The sequence below is a fragment of the Myxococcus dinghuensis genome (assembly GCF_024198235.1).
Taxonomy (GTDB): Bacteria; Myxococcota; Myxococcia; order Myxococcales; family Myxococcaceae; genus Myxococcus; species Myxococcus dinghuensis.
This window is the reverse complement of the sequence record NZ_JAKCFB010000049.1, coordinates 16,013-34,420: the sequence shown is the minus strand read 5'-3', so window position 1 is coordinate 34,420 and position 18,408 is coordinate 16,013. Positions and strand designations below refer to the sequence as shown.

Annotated in this window: 21 protein-coding genes; all 21 read right to left on the bottom strand. The window is 68.2% G+C overall.

Annotation, left to right across the window (positions count from 1 at the left end):
* Positions 1-7 precede the first annotated feature (7 nt).
* Positions 8-1,291: a phage late control D family protein gene (locus LZ198_RS37265; RefSeq protein WP_253976903.1), complete on the bottom strand. Its 1,284-nt coding sequence runs from the start codon at positions 1,289-1,291 to the stop codon at positions 8-10.
* On the bottom strand, positions 1,288-1,629 hold the full coding sequence (locus tag LZ198_RS37260; RefSeq protein WP_253976902.1) for a hypothetical protein: 342 nt from the start codon (positions 1,627-1,629) through the stop codon (positions 1,288-1,290). Before LZ198_RS37260 ends, LZ198_RS37265 begins: the two co-directional genes overlap by 4 nt.
* Positions 1,629-2,141 (bottom strand): CIS tube protein, encoded by a 513-nt coding sequence (locus tag LZ198_RS37255; RefSeq protein WP_253976901.1) that lies wholly within the window; start codon positions 2,139-2,141, stop codon positions 1,629-1,631. Before LZ198_RS37255 ends, LZ198_RS37260 begins: the two co-directional genes overlap by 1 nt.
* Before the next feature lie 14 nt (positions 2,142-2,155).
* Positions 2,156-4,849 (bottom strand): phage tail tape measure protein, encoded by a 2,694-nt coding sequence (locus LZ198_RS37250; RefSeq protein WP_253976900.1) that lies wholly within the window; start codon positions 4,847-4,849, stop codon positions 2,156-2,158.
* 191 nt (positions 4,850-5,040) lie between these two features.
* Positions 5,041-5,763: a hypothetical protein gene (locus LZ198_RS37245; RefSeq protein ID WP_253976899.1), complete on the bottom strand. Its 723-nt coding sequence runs from the start codon at positions 5,761-5,763 to the stop codon at positions 5,041-5,043.
* A 591-nt stretch (positions 5,764-6,354) separates the two neighbouring features.
* Positions 6,355-6,816, bottom strand: coding sequence for a phage tail protein (locus tag LZ198_RS37240; RefSeq protein ID WP_141593132.1), 462 nt, complete (start codon positions 6,814-6,816; stop codon positions 6,355-6,357).
* 11 nt (positions 6,817-6,827) lie between these two features.
* Positions 6,828-7,445 carry a phage tail sheath family protein gene (locus LZ198_RS37235; protein WP_253976933.1) on the bottom strand — a complete coding sequence of 206 codons (618 nt, stop codon included), beginning with the start codon at positions 7,443-7,445 and terminating at the stop codon, positions 6,828-6,830.
* Positions 7,446-7,509: 64 nt separating this feature from the next.
* The gene (locus LZ198_RS43540; protein WP_253976898.1) at positions 7,510-9,045 is read right to left on the bottom strand and encodes a phage tail sheath protein; all 1,536 of its coding nucleotides are present in this window, start codon (positions 9,043-9,045) and stop codon (positions 7,510-7,512) included.
* On the bottom strand, positions 9,042-9,374 hold the full coding sequence (locus tag LZ198_RS37225; protein ID WP_253976897.1) for a hypothetical protein: 333 nt from the start codon (positions 9,372-9,374) through the stop codon (positions 9,042-9,044). Before LZ198_RS37225 ends, LZ198_RS43540 begins: the two co-directional genes overlap by 4 nt.
* Positions 9,371-10,273: an IPT/TIG domain-containing protein gene (locus tag LZ198_RS37220; RefSeq protein WP_253976896.1), complete on the bottom strand. Its 903-nt coding sequence runs from the start codon at positions 10,271-10,273 to the stop codon at positions 9,371-9,373. The genes LZ198_RS37225 and LZ198_RS37220 overlap by 4 nt, the downstream gene beginning before the upstream one ends.
* Entirely contained in the window at positions 10,273-10,869 is a 597-nt protein-coding gene (locus LZ198_RS37215; protein ID WP_253976895.1) for a hypothetical protein, read from the bottom strand. Before LZ198_RS37215 ends, LZ198_RS37220 begins: the two co-directional genes overlap by 1 nt.
* 6 nt (positions 10,870-10,875) lie before the next feature.
* Positions 10,876-11,517 carry a hypothetical protein gene (locus LZ198_RS37210; RefSeq protein ID WP_253976894.1) on the bottom strand — a complete coding sequence of 214 codons (642 nt, stop codon included), beginning with the start codon at positions 11,515-11,517 and terminating at the stop codon, positions 10,876-10,878.
* The gene (locus LZ198_RS37205; protein WP_253976893.1) at positions 11,514-11,792 is read right to left on the bottom strand and encodes a hypothetical protein; all 279 of its coding nucleotides are present in this window, start codon (positions 11,790-11,792) and stop codon (positions 11,514-11,516) included. The genes LZ198_RS37210 and LZ198_RS37205 overlap by 4 nt, the downstream gene beginning before the upstream one ends.
* A complete protein-coding gene (locus tag LZ198_RS37200; RefSeq protein WP_253976932.1) occupies positions 11,789-12,298 on the bottom strand; it encodes a hypothetical protein in 510 nt (169 codons plus the stop codon). Before LZ198_RS37200 ends, LZ198_RS37205 begins: the two co-directional genes overlap by 4 nt.
* Positions 12,299-12,312: 14 nt before the next feature.
* Positions 12,313-12,948 (bottom strand): hypothetical protein, encoded by a 636-nt coding sequence (locus tag LZ198_RS37195; RefSeq protein ID WP_253976892.1) that lies wholly within the window; start codon positions 12,946-12,948, stop codon positions 12,313-12,315.
* A 1-nt stretch (position 12,949) separates the two neighbouring features.
* Complete coding sequence (locus LZ198_RS37190; protein ID WP_253976891.1) at positions 12,950-13,327, bottom strand: hypothetical protein; 378 nt, start codon at positions 13,325-13,327, stop codon at positions 12,950-12,952.
* 337 nt (positions 13,328-13,664) lie between these two features.
* Positions 13,665-14,276, bottom strand: a complete 612-nt coding sequence (locus LZ198_RS37185; RefSeq protein WP_253976890.1) for a phage major capsid protein — start codon at positions 14,274-14,276, stop codon at positions 13,665-13,667.
* 44 nt (positions 14,277-14,320) lie between these two features.
* Positions 14,321-15,013 carry a hypothetical protein gene (locus LZ198_RS37180; RefSeq protein WP_253976889.1) on the bottom strand — a complete coding sequence of 231 codons (693 nt, stop codon included), beginning with the start codon at positions 15,011-15,013 and terminating at the stop codon, positions 14,321-14,323.
* Positions 15,010-16,365: an XkdF-like putative serine protease domain-containing protein gene (locus tag LZ198_RS37175; RefSeq protein WP_253976888.1), complete on the bottom strand. Its 1,356-nt coding sequence runs from the start codon at positions 16,363-16,365 to the stop codon at positions 15,010-15,012. The genes LZ198_RS37180 and LZ198_RS37175 overlap by 4 nt, the downstream gene beginning before the upstream one ends.
* Positions 16,358-16,543, bottom strand: a complete 186-nt coding sequence (locus LZ198_RS37170; protein ID WP_253976887.1) for a hypothetical protein — start codon at positions 16,541-16,543, stop codon at positions 16,358-16,360. The genes LZ198_RS37175 and LZ198_RS37170 overlap by 8 nt, the downstream gene beginning before the upstream one ends.
* A 465-nt stretch (positions 16,544-17,008) precedes the next feature.
* Entirely contained in the window at positions 17,009-18,292 is a 1,284-nt protein-coding gene (locus LZ198_RS37165; protein ID WP_253976886.1) for a putative sensor domain DACNV-containing protein, read from the bottom strand.
* Positions 18,293-18,408 lie beyond the last annotated feature (116 nt).

The following is an 18,408-nucleotide window of genomic DNA, read 5'->3' as shown; positions in this document are numbered from 1 at the left end:
TTTGCTTTCACTTCGGGGGGCTGATGCCCGACTCGGGATCCCCTGCGCCGATGGATTGCCCGTTGCTGCGATACTCGACGTGCGTGGTGCCGGACCGCTTGTCGACGACCTCCAGCTCCGTCAACACGCCGCCCGTCGCGGGCATGCAGACGTTGGGCTGACCGCCCTGGGGCTGGCCTTCCTTCTCGGGGCTGGCTTGCTGCCGACGGCCGGTGCCGTCGCGCGACAGCTTCAAGTCCGTGGTGTAGCCGGAGGAGGAGAGGACGTGCTTCGCCTCGGTGACGTAGTACTTGCCCGAGAGGAGGCGGGAGATGCCGCGCACCTCCACCACGGACTTGGCGCGCAAGGAGGGGTTGCCCACCACCTGGAGGGCCAGTTTGACGGTGCCGGCTTCCGCTCGCCGGAAGCGGGCCTCGGACTCGCGCTGGGCCTGCGCCGGAGTCGAAGCGGAGGTAGGCTGGACACTGGTGGTGGCGTTGCGAAGCTGTAGCGCGGTGGTGCCTGTGATTCGGTCGACCACCTCGAGGAAGTCGGCGAGGGTGGTGCGCTCCACCGTGCCGCTGCTCGCCTGGGCCTCGATGTTCTTCTTGGACAAGGCGTCCCGGCCACGCACCTGTGCCTTGCCCACCCGGCGGCCCAGTTCGGACTCGACGTTGACGGAGAGGATGTCGCCCCGGCCCGAGTCGGCGTACCACCACAGGACATGAGTGGGGGCAGAGGCCTGGTTTCGACGGGCGAAGGTGAGGCCCCTGTCGTCGACGTGGAACTCGTACTCCTCTCGCGCGGCCAGGCGCCGGAGGAGTCGCGCATCCGTCTCCCCGGCCTGGTGAATGGTGTCGAGGGGCTCTCCCGTGTCCTCGACGTGGACGGAGTCCCCCTCGTAGCCGTACTCGGCGGCCACCTCGCGCACCACCTGGCCGCGCGTCTTGCCTTGCCAGGTGCGTGTCTTGGCCTCGCGGTGCATGAGGGCGGAGAGCGCCTGGCCCTCGACGGTGAGCACCTGGAAACCCTTCAGCTTCTTCACCACGACCCGCCGAGGCGGCGCCATGAGGCCCGGGTAGCCCCAGGACACCTCCAGCACCGCGCCGCCCACCAGTTCCGCCCTGTCGAAGAGCGCCAGGTCGAAGTTGTCCAACTGGAGGGACAGCTTGTCGGCTGTCGTGGAGGAGTCCTCGAAAGTGAGGCTGAGGACGCGCCCCTCAAGGGAGAGGGGCTCACCGCTGCGAGCCTTCTCGTGTGCCAGCAGCGTGAGACGTACACCAGGCGCGCTCCTGTCGAGGGGCCGCGTCATTCGCCGGCCCTCCGCCGCTGCTCGCTGAGGATGACGTCGGTGAGGACGCGCAACGAGGGGATGTAGACGCGCCGCCCGGCCTCCAGCTCCAAGGTCGGGTCGACGATGGGCTCGGGCTGGAAGTCCGCGAGAGCCCACCAGAAGCCGCAGGCACGCGGCAGGGGCGCGAAGTAGTGCCCGGCGAGCCCCCAGAGGGAGTCACCCTGGGCGACGAGGTGGACGCGCGTGTCCGCGTGCGGCTGGAAGCCGTAGGGGACTCTCTCTGTGAGCACGAGGCGGCCCACGTCGTCCCGCACACCGAGGCAGAAGGAGTAGCGGCTGCCGGAGTGGGGGGCCACTATGGCACCTCCTGGCGGAGCTGCTCGGAGGTGACGCGCGTGTCCAACACCTCCTCGAAGGTGACGGTGGCGGTGTAGACGAGGACGCGGCCATCGACGGCGAGCTGGCGGTACTGGAACTCCACGCTGGCGACGACGCACTCGACGGTGAGGATGCCGGGCCAGAGGACGAGGACACGCGGTGGTGCTGTCGCCAGCATGCTCTCGGTGCCCGCCGGGGGCACGGTGAGCGCCCGCAGGAAGCCGCGGAACGCCATGATGTTGGAGGTGTCGGCCTGCTGCGTGGCGAAGAAGGCGTCGAGGTAGAACTCCACGCCTGAGAGTTGCCGGTTGGAGGTGCCCTGGAACTGGAGCACCTGGTGGGAGAGGCCTGGCACGGCCAAGCGGTTCCAATTCACTTGGAGCTTCTCGGTGAGCTGCGTGGGGTTGAAGAGGCACTGCATGGACTCGGCGGTGAGGACATTCACCAACACACAGCGAGGAGGACGGGCGAGGCCAGCGGCGATGGACACGTGGGGCCTGGCTTTCAGTAGGACGGCATGGGCGAGAAGGCGCGGGAGGCGGCGTCCCTCTCGGCGCGCGCTGTGGCCTGGGCAAGCACCTGGCCGTCCACCTGGACACTCACGAGGACGGGGGCGCTTGGATGCGAGGCCGGCTGCGAGGAGAGCACCTCGGCCTGGGGCAGCGAGGCCTGGAGGGTAGCCATCGCAGGCATGGACGAGGACTCCAGGGGCCAGTCCACGGACAAGGTGGGAGAAGCGCTGGTGACGACGGAGGTGGGTGTGGTGGCGCTGCCGGTGGAGTCCTCGAGGCCGAAGGCGACGGACAAGTCCCGGTGGAGGCCCAGCCGAGCTGAGCGCAGGGCTTGCTGGAGGCCGGTGTCGGTGCCGAAGAGGCTCGCCACCGCGTCCACGACGCCGAGGATGGCGCCCACCAGTTCCAGGAGGACGCCGGAGATGGCATTCACGACGCCGAAGACGACGAGCTTCATGCCCGTCCACGCCTCGGCCCAGTCGTCAGTGAGGATGCCACTGAGCGTCATCACCACGCCCCAGAAGACGTCGACGATGCCGGAGAAGGCCGCCAGGGCCGCGTTGAGGACGCCGCCCACCACGGACATTGCGAGGGAGACGGCGGACACCAGTACGCCCACGACGGTGGCGATGTTGCCGATGGCGAACCCGATGGCTTCCCCCATGAGCGCCCACCCACTGCTGCCCTGCTGCAAGGCGGAGTTGGTGCCCAAGAGGCCAGAGAGCGCGCCTCCGAGAACGCGGCCCAGGTGCGCCAGACTGCCCAGGAGGACGTCGACGCCGGCCTTCATGTAGCCCCACTGCCCCGCCAGGCCCTCCACCACCTCCGCGGCAGCCGTCATGCCGAGGACGACGAAGTCGAAGACGCGGGCGAGGGCGCGTCCCACTGTGGCCCCCGCCTCGCCGAAAGCGGCGAACTTCGCGGCGGCGGTGGACGCGTCGTCCCTCTCGGAGAGGAAGCCCAGCGCCACGCCCACCCGCCCCAGCGTCGCCTGGAAGGCCTCGAGGGTGGGGCGCGCGGCTTCGAGTCCGGAGGAGAAGCCGTCGGCGAGGCCCGAGAAGAAGCTGTGGATGCGATGGCCCCACAGGTAGACGTTGATGAGGAAGTCCTTCAGGCCGGAGTTCTCCGCACGGCCCAGTTCCTCGCGCACCGCGCCGGAGAAGCCTCCGTCCTCGAAGAGCTGGACGAGGCCGCGGAAGGCGAGCGTCACCCGTTCCTGCACACGCCGCGCGAAGTCGCCCAGGCCCCCGAGGTTGTGACGGAAGGCGTAGGCGAGGCCGGCCACGGCGACGCCCAGGAGGACAACAGCGGCTACCGCCGGCAGCACCGTGGCCAGGAGGCTGCCCAGCGTGAGGCCCAGCACCTTGAGGCCCACCACCATCAGCGCCAGGCCCACCTTCGCGGCGATGACGGCGCCGACGAGAGTCAGCAGGGCACCCGCTCCGAGCGCGAAGGCTGCGAAGGCGCGCTTCACCGGGCCGGGCAACACCTGGAAGACACCCAGCACCTGCTGCACCGCGCTGGCGACGAGGGTGACGAGGGGCTTCAGCACCGCCTCGAAGGGCTCTCCCAGGACGATGGCCAGAGCCTTCATGCGCCCGGCGAGCAGCTTCGTCTGCCCCTCATAGGTGTCGAGCATTTGCTGGCGGAACCGCTCGGCCGTGCCCCCTGCATGCTTGAACTCGTCGCGCAGGTACTCGAGGGCCGCGCCGCCGCGGACGACTTCGCCGGTTTGCTTGCGCACGCCGTCGGTGAGCTGCTTGAGGATGGCATTCACACCGCCCAAGGCTTCGCGCCCGAACGTCTTCAGCAAGAAGGCGGAGCGCTGCGCCTGCGTCATGTGTTCGAGGGCGGGAGACAGCTCGTCGAGGATGCCGAGGAAGGTGCGGAAGTTTCCGCCCACGTCTGTGACGGCGACACCGACGCCTCGCAACTGCTGCTGCACTTCCGGGTCCGCCATGCGCTCCATGGCGACGGCCACGGCAGTGGACGCCCGCTCCACGCCGGGGACGACATTCTTCACCAATCCCAGTGCGATGAGCGTCTCGGGCAGCTCCTGGTTGAGAGCCTGCGCGCCTCGGGCCGCGGTGCCCAGGGCCAGGGGCAACTCGTTCGCCGAGAGGGCGAAGACGTTGACGGCCTGGAGCATCTGGTCGACGGAGAGGGATGCCTTGTCGATGGAGAGGCCGAAGGCCTTCATGGCCTGGGACGCAAGGCCGGCCGCGCCCTGGGGCGTCAACTCCCCCAGTGAGCCACCGGCCAAATCCAGGACGGGCTGCAGCAGCGCCATGGACTCCGCAGCGGTGAATCCAGCCTGGGTGAGTTCTCGCAGGCCCAGCACGGACTCCGTGGGCGTGAATTGCGTGGCGAGGCTGGCCTGGAGGGCAGCGTCACGTAGCTGCCGCAGCTCTTCGGTCGAAGCTCCGGAGACGGCGGCCACCCCCGCCACGGCCTGCCCGAACTCGCCGGCGGCGTTGGCCAGGGAGAACGAGGCGCCGATGGTGACGGCGCCGGCCGTGATGAGGGCCATGGCGACGCCGAGGCGCTGGAAGGCGCCTTCAATCCGTGCGGTGCCCAACCCCACGCGCCTGTCGAGGGACGTGAAGTTGCGCTCGACGCCTTGAAAGGTGCCAGAGGCCAAGTCGCGCGCCGTGAAGACGAAGCCCAGGCCGAGGTTGTTGAGCACGCGCTACCTTCGTTTCGCGGACTGCGCCAAGGCCTTCGCCTCGCGTCTGCGTTGCTGGCCGATGCGTTCGAGGAGCCAGTCCCTGTCCGAGGTGGGCAGCTCCAGGGCGTCACCGAGGGGAGCTGCGAGGCCGCTGCCGCCGTGCTGGTGCCAGCACAACTGGAAGAGGCCCTCGCGCCAGGTCTCCAACGTCACGCCGGGGAAGAGGTGGAGCGCTCCCGACGCCTCGTTGTCCGTTGCGTCCCCGGGAGGAAGAAGCCCCGGTCGAAAGGGAGCTCCACCTCCTGGCGAGCGAAGCACTCGGGGCACTCGACCTCGAGAGTGGTGTCCACGCCGCAGTCGACAGCGTCGAACGCGTCGACGAGGAAGTCGGCGTCGCGCAGCGAGAGGTCCTCGATGAAGCGGCGCTTGTCGCGCGCCTCCACGCCGTCAACGTCGAGCACCCGGTAGGCGAGGACGGAGGAGAGCAGCTTCTCCGGCGAGGCGCGCTGGAGCTGCGGCAGTCGCCGCTCGTCCTCCCCCGTCATCAACTTGAAGCGCACGGGTTTGCCGGCGTCGGGCAGCGTCGTCTCGAAGCGGTTGCCAGCCATGAAGGCTGCACGGCTCGCGTCCGAGAGGGGGCGCACCGGGAGCTGCGTCAAGTCCAGCTCCCAGTCGATGCGGGCCCGGCAGGCTGCATGCTGACAGGGGACGGAGAAGACGTACTCAGGGCCGTAGGTGAGGACGCGTACTTGGAGCAGCGCGTAGAAGCGATCCCCCTGAAGCACCTGGCCCCAATCCACTTTCCCATCGGCGAAGGCGTAGGGGCCCGCTTCCAGCGGCTCTTCCCAGCACGCGGAGAGCAGCTCATCCACCTGGCCGCCGCTCTTCGCCAGCTTCCTGTCCGCGAGGACGCGCTCCTCCCGCACTCGCATGCCCCGAATACGGCCCGTCAGCCCCGAGGGGCATGAAATGATGTCCGCCATGTCCTTCCTCCGGGAAGGACAAAGGCCTCGGGCGGCAAATCGGGGACATCAGCAAACGCAGCACCCAACCTGCGCGGGGGACTCATGAAGCCACTGGTCTGGTCAGGTCCGTTTCAGATTTCAGAGCTGTTGGCGCAGTGCATGAATGATGCGCAGCCCTGGCCTCCTGCATGGCGCGGCGTGTATCTGGTCTCGCGGAGCGCGTGGACGGGCTCCCCGAATTTCATGTGCGAACCGCTCTATGTAGGGAGCAATACCGGCAAGTCCCAGAGGTTCTGCACGCGCATAGGCGACCTGGTCGCCGACATGCACGGCTTCTACGGCGGTGGGACTGGGCACCACAGCGGTGGGCAGAAGCTCTGGGAGTGGTGCCGTGACAACAAGATTCATCCATGGGCGCTCTACCTGAGCTGGGGAACGTGCGAGGACTTTTGTGCTCGCTGCGTCGAAGTCACTCTGGTTGATCAGTGGGCGCCCCGTTTGAACAAGAATCGCCCACCTGCGTGCAGGATTCAGGAACACTACGTGGCTGGCTGAGTCCTACTTGGCCAGCTCGAAGAAGTCGTAGGTGAGGGTGACGGACTCGATGACGTTCTCGTCGCTCTCGTTGTCCCATTCCCCGGCAACGAACTTCACCGGCCAAGCGCGCGAGAGACTCCACCGGCGCAGCGTGGTGCCGTCCCGGTCCTGCTGGACGATGTCGAGGTTGCGCTTGTAGAGGCTGTCCGGCAGGCCCAGGCCGCTGGTGGTGTGGACGACGTCCTGGAACCAGTCGAAGAGCTCATGGTCCTGCGTGGCGCCGCGCTCGAGGGTGACGTCGGAGAAGGTGAGGCGCCCCGGCGACTTGTTGGGGATGAGGCTGCCGCCCTCGAAGTATTGGACGTTGGCGACCTCGACGGACAGCTCGGAGCATTTTTGAAAGCCCGAGTGCCCGAGGCCGTCGGCCTCGCACAAAAACTTGAAGCGCTTATGGAAGCTGCGCGGCTGTCCGATGATGGCCATGGCGAGGCTCCTTACAGGCCCGCCGAAGCCAGCTCGGCTTCGAGGGCGCGGGTGTCCTGAGCGATGCGAAGGACAATGAACTCGGCGGGCTTGTTGGTGGCGAGCCCGATGCGCGCCACCAGCTTGCCGGCGAAGACGACGGACGGCGGATTGAGCGCGTCCGAGACGTCGACGAAGAAGGCCTTGGCGGGCTCCTGACTGCGGAAGGCCCCGTTCTTCATCTGCGCGAGCAGGAAGGCGGCAATGGAGCGGCGCACCTGCGCGCGCAGCCCCTCCGTGTTGTTGCGGTGCCTCGCGAACTGCAGGCCCGCCTTGAGGCTGCGCTCAATGAAGGACACCCCGCGCCGCTCGGCGACGTAGGGGAAGTTCCCGCTGGCTTTCAGCGTGCGGCTGCCGTCGATGAAGCGCGGCAGGCCGGGCCCGGAAGTGAGGGGGTTGATGCGGCGGGGGTAGACGATGTCCCGCTTCTTCTCATCGAGGCACTCCTTGGACTCGAAGCCGAGGACGCCGAACATGCGTCCGGCCTCGATGCCCGCGGGAGCCTCATACACACCACCGGGGCGCGCGCCGTCGTTGCGCGCGAAGACGCCAGCGATGATGCCGGAGGGTGGGACGACGAGCTGCTCCACGTTGCCGAAGACGCCGCGGGCGGGGTTGAGCACCTTGACGCGCGGCCAGTAGAGGGCCGCGTGCTCAGAGAGCCCTTCGAGGGCGGCCTCCTGCGAGACGTAGGAGACGATGTCCGTGGCGCTGTAGCCCGCGGGCGAGTCGAGGACGGCGAAGACGAGGCCGTCGCGGGCCACCTCGCAGTAGCGCACCATGGCGTTGTGGACGGCGGGCGTGGCTCGCCCGGGTACTAGGAGCACCGTGAGGTCCTGCACGGCGTCGAGCGCGTAAAAGGCCGCTCCGGCCAGCCTCGGAGCCGATGAAGTCCATGTCGTCCAGGCCGACGAGGCCGTCCGCGCCGCCCGAGAGCGCCACTGTCTGCTCGTCCGGAATCGCGTCCGGTTGCACCATGAAGGCCCGGACGTAGGTGGAGCCGGTGCGCTCGTCGTTGAGGATGCGCTCGACGTAGCGTGCGTCGCCCCGGGCCGAGGAGAGGTTGGGGAAGGACTCGCGGTAGGCGCCGTCCTCGAGGACGAGGACGTCGAAGGTGTCGGGAGCGCCATTCGTCGGGGGCCGCACCTCCACCTCGAGGCGGTTGGCGTAGGCGCCCGCGTCCCGGGCCTCCAGGTGGAGGACGTCGGTGGCGCCGGAGGCGTCGCCCGCGTGCAGGAACGTGTCGAGTCCGAGGCCGGAGCTCGCGTCTCCCTGCACACGCAAGGAGGCGCCAGGCCCCGTGGACTGGGTGAGCAACTGCAGGGCCCCCAGGGAGGACGGTGCCACCCGGACGCCCGCCACGGCGGCTTCCACGAGGGCGCGGACTTCCGCCAGCTCGACGGCGCGCAGACTCTGGACGTTGCCGCTCCCCACCTGCGGGCCGCCAGGGAAGCCGAAGACGGTACCCGCCACCTCGTCGCCCACCTCCAGGCGGCTGGAGGCGCCCTGGGTGTCGCTGGCGATTCTCAGCACACCGTCCTCCACCGTGGCGCGGCCCCCGACGAGGCCTGCGTTGAGGACGGCGGCCACCTCCTGCGCGGTGGCCTGGGCGATGTCGTCGAAGTCCCCCTCGTTGAAGGAGATGAAGACGTCCCGCCCGCCGTCCACACGCACGCGGAGTGCCTTGCCGGCGGTGGGGGCGTAGGGCCCAGGGCGCCCGGCGGTGACGGAAGCCGGTGAGCCGGAGAAGACGACGTCCACCGCCTCGGCGCCGTTGACGGACACCTCCAGGCGCTGGCTGTCGGCCAGGGTGAAGGGAGGCCGCAAGGTGCCGCGCACGGCAGCGGGCGTGGGCCCGCCGCCCGTAGTGAGGGCCGCCGCCGCGCGCGTGGCCGTGTGCGAATCGGGGTTGGAGGCGTCCTCGTAGTGGGCGGTGCGCACCACCCAGAGGTGGCTGCCGCCATTCTCGAAGAAGCCCATGGCGGCGAGGGCCAGGTCGGAGTCGGGTGTGAAGCCGCCGAAGGTGGCCCGGTACTCCTCGAAGGAGGTGCACAGCACGGCCTGGCCGATGGGACCGCGCTCCGCCAGGCCCACGGCACCCGCGACGGAGGTGGGCGCGGAGGGAATGCCGCGGACGCGCGGCTCCTCCTCCTCAACCACGATTTTCGACGACAGCAACTCACGACTCATGAGGCACCTCGCTTCTTGCGGGACGCGCGCGCCGACGCTTCCGGCGCAGGGAGGAGGGATGGAGAGGACGGCGGGACAGAGGGGGCTTGCCGCTTCAGGACGACGTCGCCCCGGCGGATGGCAGCCGCCACCGTAGGCACGGAGAGCGCGGCCTCGGGTACGTCCTCCAGCGTCACTCCCGTGGCGAGGGTGAGGGAGGAGGGCAGGCGCCGGCCGCCGCGGCCAGGCTGCACGCCACAGCCGCACGCGTCGCGCGCCACGCAGTACGACTCGTGGGGCAAGAGGAAGGTGACGAGCCTGCCCTGGGTATTGGTGAGGGTGACACTCATGAGGTGCCTCCAAAGAGAGAGTCCGTGTCGAGGCGCGCCTGGGCGACGGCCTTGCCGATGTCGAGGGGCAGCCCCTCGTCCACGTCGAAGCCGCGCACGAGGAATCCCCAGGTGAAGGCGCGCACGTCGTCGCGGCTGCCCAGCTGCGTGCGCGCCTCACCGTCCGCGTCCATTTCCCAGCGGACGGTGCCGCGCGAGGCGTCCTCCGCGTCTCGGGCCATGGAGAGCCAGCGGTTGCGGTTGAGGAAGGTGGCCACGGCGGCGATGAGGTTGATGAGCTCCGCGGTGCGCTCAGCGGCCACCGTGAGGGTGAAAGCCAGGTCCACCGTGTACGCGGGGCGCCTGCGCACCAGCTCCGCGCCGGAGGGGCCCTGTACGACGTCCTCGCGCAACACGTTGGTGGAGTAGCGACGACTCTCGCGCAGCGTGGGGCCGGACAACACCACGGAGGGTAGCGAGGCCATGGCGATGACGTTGAGGCCGTCGGCCACCGAGTCGTCGTAGTCGACGGAGACGCTGGCGCTGACGTTGGCCACCACCTGGCGCTTCAACTCCCGCAGCAGCGTGCGCAGGAGGCGGGTGAGGTCCGCCTCCTTGGCGACACGCGGGCGCAGGTAGCGGTACGCCCCCCGGAGGACGCTGGCTGCACCTGGAATGGGATTCCCATCCACGGAGAGGTTGAGCAGCTCCACGTCGACACGGCCCACCTCACGAGGGGGCGTCCGCACCTCCACGAAGTGAGTGCCAGCCTCTTCGCGGACGGAGCGCACCTCCGCGCTCAGGCCGCCCAGGCGCACGGCCACCCGTGAGGAGAAGCCTGTCCCGGCGAGGCGGAGGATGTCTCCGCCGCTGGTGGGGCCCGACGACGGCGTCACGAAGGTGAGGAAGGGGCGGGCCATTATCCGGGCCCTCCCAGGCCCAACTCCTTCGCCACCCTCGCAAGGAAGCGGCGACTGGCCCCTTGGCGAAACCGCGCGAAGGCGGGGCGCAGGAACGGGCGCGCGGGAGTCTGCGTCACCACGACGCCGCGCCCGTTGCCGCCGGTGGGCGCCTGACCCGCCTTGCGCATGAGCGCGAAGAGGTAGCGCCTCATTTTCGGCGTCATGGGGATGACGACGGGAGGCCCCCCGTACTCTTGGAGTTGCGCCACGTCGACGAGGGACTCTCCGTCCGGACTCTTCGCGGCACGCGACACGCCAATGAAGGCCTCGTCGCCCTCCACGACGATGGAGATTGAGTTGCGCAGCGCGCCGGAGACGAGGAGGGCCTTCGAGCCGTTGAAGCCCGCCAACTGGCGAGCCGCCAGCGTGAGGGGCGAGGGCGGGCGGAGCGGCTCGCCACCCGGCGCCTGCTGGGTGAGTCCCTGCACCACCTCGTTGCGCAGGGCGTGCGCCTCCTGGCGTAGGGCCGTCTGGAGCGCCCCCTCCAGCCGCGAGGCACCCACCTCCAGCAGTTGGCGAGCCCGGGCCCAGTCTCCGGTGCGCGAGACGGCCATGGGCGCCTACGCCTTCCCCTTGCGCAGGTGGGGGACGTGCGAGTTGAGCCACTCCAGGGCCACCTGGGTGGCCTCACTCATGACGGCGCCTCGGCGGACGGACACGGAGGCAAGGCCCAGGGTGTGGGCGGCGACGTCCACGTCCTCGGGCCGGCAGCCATACCCAAGGAGCTTCTCCGCCAGCGCCCTGACGGAGGGCACGGTGCCGTAGCGCCAGAAGTACAGCTCCAGGTTGCAGGTGTAGGCCTCGGCCTCGTAACGAGCGCGGGCGGAGGTGCTGGTGAGGTACCCCAACTCGTAGCTGGGGCCCTCCTCGTCATGCTGGACGACGTGCTGGTGCTCGTGGACGCACACCACCACCTGGGCCCACAAGTCCCAGCCCGACTGGGGCACTCCCACCTCGAAGGGCACGTAGAGGGTGCGGCCCACGGTGGTGGCGTAGCGCTCGAGGAAGCGCTGCCTGTCGAGGATGCCCATGCGCTGCAGCACCTCGGCCGCCAGCTGCATTTCGAGGGCGTCGGCCTTGTCGGCCGTCTTCGTCCGGAAGCGCTCCTGCATGTGCTGCCAGAAGGCCCACACCTCGGCGGGCTGCAAGTCGCGCTGGAAGAGGCCGCCCACCACCGGCAGGGACTGGAGGTAGCCCTTCACAGGACACCTCCAGTCTCAGTGCCAGCGTCCGGTGCTGCCGGGACGCAGGTGTGCCCAGTCACACCGTCCTCGCTGACGAAGGTGCAGGTGAAGACAGCGTGGCTGTGCTCGCTGACGGTGTCGCAGTCGGCGGCTACCTGCCAGTTGCCGTCCGCGTTGCAGATTTCGGCGACGTTGCCGGCGCAGCGCGTGGCCACCGGCGCGCAGCCGTCCGGCGCGCGGCAGCGGGTGAGGAGGGCGGTGGCGAGCAGTGGGGCGAGAAGCAGGGCTTTCATGCGAGTCCTCGGGCTTGGGGCCTGTCCTGGAGGGTGACGAGAAGGAGGTTGCGGCGAGGCCGCCGGCGGTGGAGCCCGAAGCCCGTGGGGCGCGCCTCTGTCACGTACAGCCCGGGAGGCGTCCTCACGGCCTGCACGAGAGCGCCCGTGACGTCGTAGAGGCCGCCCAGCCTGTCGCTGGGGCGGATGAGGGCGTCGCCCGTGGCCGCGTCGACGAGGCCGAGGCGCTCCAAGTCTCTGAAGTGGAAGACGAGCTCGAAGCTCGTCCGGGGGCTGTTGCCGGAGGGAGTCATGCGCAATGACTCAAAGGCCTCCGGCTCCACCTGGCAGGGGACACGCACGGGCGGAAATTCACGGCGGAAGGCTTCGGCCAGGCCGTCGTCGTCCGCGTCCACCAGCACCGGCTCACGGAAGTCCGCGTCGTACCCGCTGACGTGGGGCCCTGGGCCGGGCCCCGCCATGGCGGCGGTGTCCAGGCGGTACAGCTCCGCGAGGAAGGGGAACACCAAGCGGCCTCTCACTACGCGGCCCCGGGCAAGGCGGGCTTCACATAGGGCGCCAGCAGGACGTCCACTTCCGGCTCCCCGGTGAGAGGCCGCACCGAGGGGCGGACGCTGTCGAGGCGGTAGCTCTGCTCGCGCGTTCGCTCCTCCACCACCCGCCAGCGCGTGCGCTCCTCCTGCGAGGCCTCGTCCGCCAGCGGCGAGAGGCTGCGCAAGACGAGGAGCATGCAGGCGCGGCGGATGGCGGGCGGCGTGCACCCCTCTGGCGTCCCGTCAGCCTCGGTGTATCCCCAGCGGGCGCCCACCGTGACGTTGCCCTCGCCACGCGGGAACACGCCATGACGGAAGGTGAGGCGAGGCCCGTCGAAGCCTGGGCCCACCGGAGCGCCCACCACCACCAGGCGCTCCTTGGAGAAGGACACGTCCGCCCCGTAGAGGGCCAGGCGGTAGAGGCGGATGGGCGGCACCGGCAGCCAGAGGGACGGGGTGCCGCGCCCGTCGAAGTGCAACGTCGCCGAGAGCGGCTCGAAGTGCCACCCCGTCACCTTGTCGATGGTGCGCGTTGCCTCGTCGAGAATGACGGCCAGTCGGGTGTCGCCCGCCATGGCCGGTGTGACGCCCTCGGCTCGCATGTCGGCCACCGTGGCGTACACGTCAGTCCTTCTCCCGCTTGGCGCGGCGCGTGTCCTTCTCCTCGTTGGCCTTCGGGAGGTCCTCCGTCGTCAGCGTGCCGGAGGGACGCGCAGGGCTCAGCTTCAGTTCGTCGCTGGCGCTGCGCTTCACGCGCGCCTCGTCGGCTTCGGTGGCGTCGAGGGACTTCGCCTCGGCGTCCGTGCTGACGTCGAAGGCGAGCGGCGAGTAGGCGTCGCCGGGCAACTGCCGCACCGTGCGCAGGTAGTCCGCCACCGGCTTCTCCACCCGGTACCAGCCGCGCTCCTCCTGGAATTTGATTCCGGCGTACGTGTAGCGCCGCAGCACGTGGCCTCGGCGCGCGTCGTAGGCCTTGAGTCGGACGAGATAGGTGTTGTCCATGGGGGGCCTCACAACTGCACGTTGATGGCCTTGGCCGTGCCCGACTCCTCGGCGAACTTCGCGTCGAAGCGCAGGGTGGCCACCACCTTCAACGTGCCCTCGGAGATGTCGCGCGCGGATTCGATACGAATCTGCCGCCAGATGCCGACGTGGATGTTCTTGGGATTGGTCAGCAGGATGGCCGTGCGGTCATTCGTGGCACCGAGGTTCTCCGGCCAGAGGGGAATGGGCCGCAGGGGGACGCCTGAGTAGAGGACGGGCGCATCGCCCTCGAGGAACTTGTCGCCGACCGCCGTGGCCCGCTCCGCGAGCGTGCTGCGGTAGTCCAGGTCCGCGTCTACGCTGGTAAGAGGAACCCCATGCTGCTCTTGTCGCGCAGGTGCTCCGAGGGCAGCGACTTGAGCAAGTCTCCCAGGACGTCCTTGGAGATGGGCGCGCCCGCCACGTCGACGACGTTGCTGGTGGCCTGCTTCAGCACGCCATCCATCGTGGCGAGGAAGGGGTCGGCGGAGGCCGTGTCCCCGTTGACCAGGATTTCCTCCATGTCGCGGCTGATGGCATCCGCGAGCATCTCCATGAGCGTCTGCCGCAGCTCGCCGCGCTCGATGCTGTCTTCGAGCACTTCGTCGGAGAGGCGCACCTCGCCTTTGAAGAGCTTGGCGTCCAGCTCCACCTGGGAGAGGTCGGGCTTCACACGCTGCGCAGCGGGGACGGCGGTGGCCTCCTGGCCCGGGCGCAGAATCCGGCTGCCGAACTTCAACTTGCTGAACTGCTGCTTGGGGGCAGCCATGGGGACGACGGTGCACTGCTGCAGGAGCACCGACTGCTTGATGAGCAGACGCAGGAACTTCTGCGCCTGCGCGGGCTGGAGGACGCCGCCGCCGGCCGTGAGGTCGGCGAGGGCCAGGTCCGCCTTGGCCAAGAGGGCGCTGTTGTCGAGACGACTCATGAGGGCTTCCTTGGGCGGTGAGGCTTCCTTGGGCGGGTGGGACTTCAGACGTCGTGGAAGGAGAGGGCCTTGTCGACGCTCTCCCGGTTGAGGGGCTTGTTCATGTCGAGGGGCCAGCCGACGTCCTCGACGGGAGGCTTGGGCGGACGCTCCGCGGGGGCGCTGCTGTTGGGCAGGCCGAACTGCTTCTCCACGCGCCCCAGTCGCTGGTGCTGCTCCTTCACGCTTCCCTCCAGCGCGCGGACGGCGTCGGTGAGCTTCGCCAGGCCCTCCATGACGCCGGAGGCGTCGGGGCTCGGCGCGGGCGGAGTCGGCTGAGGAGCCGGCGCGGGGTTGGCGGCCTTGGCGCGTGCCTCGACGTCCTCCTCGTCCTCGGAGTCGTCTTCCTCGTCTTCCAGCGCGTCGGCCAGCGCGCGCAGGTGCTGGGCCACCTCCACCACGTGCACGCCGTCGATGCCGTCAGTAGAGGTCAACGCCTCGACGAGTGCCGTCACCGCTTCGAGGGCCTGCTGGGCCGCGGCGAGGATTGCGTCTTCTGCCTTGTGGGTGGCCGAGGTGGTGCTGCTCGCGCCCTCGGCTTGAGTGGTGTCCTGGGAAGCGTTGTCCATGGTGTCTCCGTCTCGTTTCACCAATAGAAAGCGGTGCTTGTTGGCGGCTCGGTCCACGAGGGAGACCTCCTCCACCACCATGTCGACGAGGCGGTGGACGGACGCGGGGCCTTGGTCGGTGGTCGTCATGCGGCCTCCGGTGGGGTGTCAGCGGCAGGAGGGGCGGATGGGGGCGGCCCAGCGGCGGGGGAGGCTTCGGGGAGACGGCGCGCGGTGCCCCCAATGCTGAAGCCCGTCAGTTGCCCGTCCTTCACACGCCCCCAGAGCTCGTCGGAGAGGACGCGCACGGCGAGAAGCCAGGTGCCCTTGCGCACCTGCACCTCTCCCAGGTTGAAGTCGACGGGGGCCAGGTAGCTCTCCAGCACCTTCACCTGCCCGTTGACGCGCATCTGGTGCATGAGGCCCAGTCCTCCGAACTCCTCCATGAAGCGGTGTGCGGCTTGGCGAATCTCCGCGGCGGAGTAGACGTCGCCCTGCGCGTCCACCGTCTCTGGCTCGAGCACGACACCCAGGACGTACCGCTCGTCGTCGGGCTCAACGCCCTTGAGGAGGGACGTCGTGGTGATGAACGGGGCGGTGCCGGGCGCCTCCTCCGGCTGCCAGTCGTCCACGGCGAAGTCGTCGCCACCCTCCAGCGCCTTCGCGGCGGGCTGGTAGTTGGAGACGAGGAGCTGCGTCAGCACGGAGGATCCGCCCACGCCACGCATGGCGGCAATCGTGCGAGGCGTCCGGATGCGCTTCACCACGAAGCCGGAGTCTTTCAACAGCTTCGGCAACTTGCCCCGGATGCCGTACGTCATGAGCCAGCGGCCCTTCAGCGACTTGAGGACGCCGTAGAAGCGCTCCTCGTCGAAGTCGCCCTCGCCGACGTCGACGTCGTAGCCGGGGTATGGCGGGTCCAGGAAGAGGACGGTGTCCTTCCCGTCGTACTTGCGGACCACCTTCTCGTAGTCGCCGCCGTACACCTTCACGCGCTTGAGGCGCGGGGCGAACTGCTCAATGCGCGCGAGCGTCTTCGCCTCGACGCCCATGCCGTTGGGGCTGAAGCTGCGACCGCGCAGCTTTCCGTAGCTGAAGTGCGTCAGGTAGAGGAATCGGTGCAGGCGCTCGACGTCGCCCTTCGGCTTCGCGTCGAAGAGGCTCTTGAAGGTCTTCTCGTCCCCCTTCCACGGCAGCTTCTTCAGCTTGGTGAAGCCCGCGGGCGTCAGCTTCTGGAGGAGGCGGTAGGCGTCGGCGATTTCGGTGTCCGCGTCGTTGATGGCCTCGACGTCCACAGCCTCCTTCTCGAAAAGCACGGCGGCGCTGCCGGCGAAGGGCTCCACGTACGTCTTGTGCGCAGGCAGCATGGCCACCAGGCGCTTCGCCAGGCGCTTCTTGCCCGCGGGGCTGCCCCAGATGGTTTTCTCCACTGGTTCCTTGCCCTGGAGGGACTCCAGGACCTGCCGGGCCCGGGCGAGGGCCTTCGAGAGGGTCTCACCCATCTCTCAGTCCCTCCGGGTCGAAGCCCCACGTCAGCTCCCCGGAGGTGGGGAGATTGAGGTCGCGGGGCCAGACGACGAGCGTCGCCTCGGCCTTGGCGGTGGAAGGCGACTCAGAGGGCGTCGGGTTGCCCTCCGCCGTCGGAGGTGCGGTGGGGGTAGGTCTTGAGGTGGCCGGCATGGCGTTTCGTCTCCGGAAGAGACAAAGGCCTGCGGCGCGAAATCGGGGACATCGCTAAGACGCGTTCTTGGTAATCGAAAGATGACGCGATGAGCGTCCTGGGCCTCGCTGGCAGGTCGCGCATCCTCAAGAAATCGCCCAGCGGGCGCGTCAGTAACTGTCGCGGTGCCTGGTACAGGTCTAGGGCGGTGTTTCCATCGCCATCCAACGATTGGTTGATGACGTCCGCGTCATCGTAGACCTCAGCGAGGGCCCCGCCATCCGTCGGCTCCAGCCGCGAGTCCACGGCCGGAACACGCCGCCTCGGTCGCTGTCGAAACGACCCAGCTCGAAGTTGCCAACCCGGAACACGGTATAGCCTCACTGCAGAGGCCCGACCTTTCGCTAGGTGTGACCAGTCAGTGCCCACCAGAGGTATCCATCTGGTCGAACTACTGCTACCTGCGCCCGAGCGAAGTGCTCCACTCACCACAACCTAGTGCCGAAGATGCCAACGCGCACGGGCCAGTGGATGACCGAATCAAGCCTTTGGCTCCACAAGAAGCAGGCGACAGGCCCATCCGCGGACACGGTAAAGGCCATGCGCCCCTGCCGTTCGTTCGCAAACAATGCTGCGGACGTGTGGCGAGTGCCTCGCTTAGTCAAGTCATACGGCTCAGGCTCACGACTGGAATCCGAGGGGGCGTGGATGATACGGGGCGCATGGCCTGTGAGGCCCGGGAGTTTGCAGCCAAAGCCAAGCACCTTTAGGTCATGTGTCAAGAGTACCGCTCCATCAACGGCGGTCAGCCCCGCGACAGTGCGGCGATGTGACCCCGAAGTATTCTTCGCCTCCTGAGATGCCGCTTCCGCGGCCATCTCTTGGGAGGTTTTCGCCCGAATCGGAGCATGGTCTGGCCCCGGTCCCATGATGCGTAAGTCATTTATATCAGCGACCAGCGCAGACTCATGGGCGTCCACCAGGGATGCTCCCAAATCCAAAGGGGCAATGGGGTAAGCGCACGCCTGACGTAGTTCCTCGAACTTGGGATCATCAGGCGCTAGAATCGCGATCATCCCACCATGCCCCAACTCTGCCACCTGCTCGATGAGATCCGAAAGGAAGGAGATGACGATATTGCGCAGGAGTTGAGGGTCTGAAGGTGTCAACTGTGCGGAAAGCCGCTGCCCGATTCCAGTCATCGCGTCAGCGGGCTCATCGTTTGATGTGAAGAAGTCGGGTCGAAGCTCGTGAATGACGCCTGCCCGATACCGGAACGCAGCGTTATCCCCTCTGTAGAAAACCATGTCTCCAGGCCCGACGACTCGAACGCGAGGATATCGATCCTCGCCCAGGAACCATCCTTCGCTGGGGGCATCACCTATCCCAACGATCGTTGGCTCTTTATCGGAGATCTTCACGATCAAGAAACGATGGCCTCCCAGTAGCGCAGGCGCAAGCTTGGTCAGCCGGTCCGCATCTAGCGCAACGGGTGAACTCAAGATATGCACTCTCCAGGGGAATCTGAGTTCCGTAAGCTGAGAGTGGTTTTCGACGAGCACTATGGCGAGGGCATGACGATGGCCCTCCTCGGTACGAAGCGACGCGAAGAAGGCCGCGTTCAGAACCGCTTTGAGCACCGATGGTTGAATTGGGTTGCCACTCACTTGAGGTGTCTTCCCTTCTTCCCAAAATGGGCGCCAGTGAGGCGGCTCCCATGTTTCCGTTAGGCGCTGCACCAATTCAGTGGGGTAGACAGGCTCGGCCATTCAATATCCCTTCATTAAAGGATGGAGACCAATCTATCCTGACATCGGTCCGGATTCATGCTCCTGTGCTCGCCGCTGTCCCCTGGCTTCCTGCAGGGGCAAGTCCCGAATCCTGT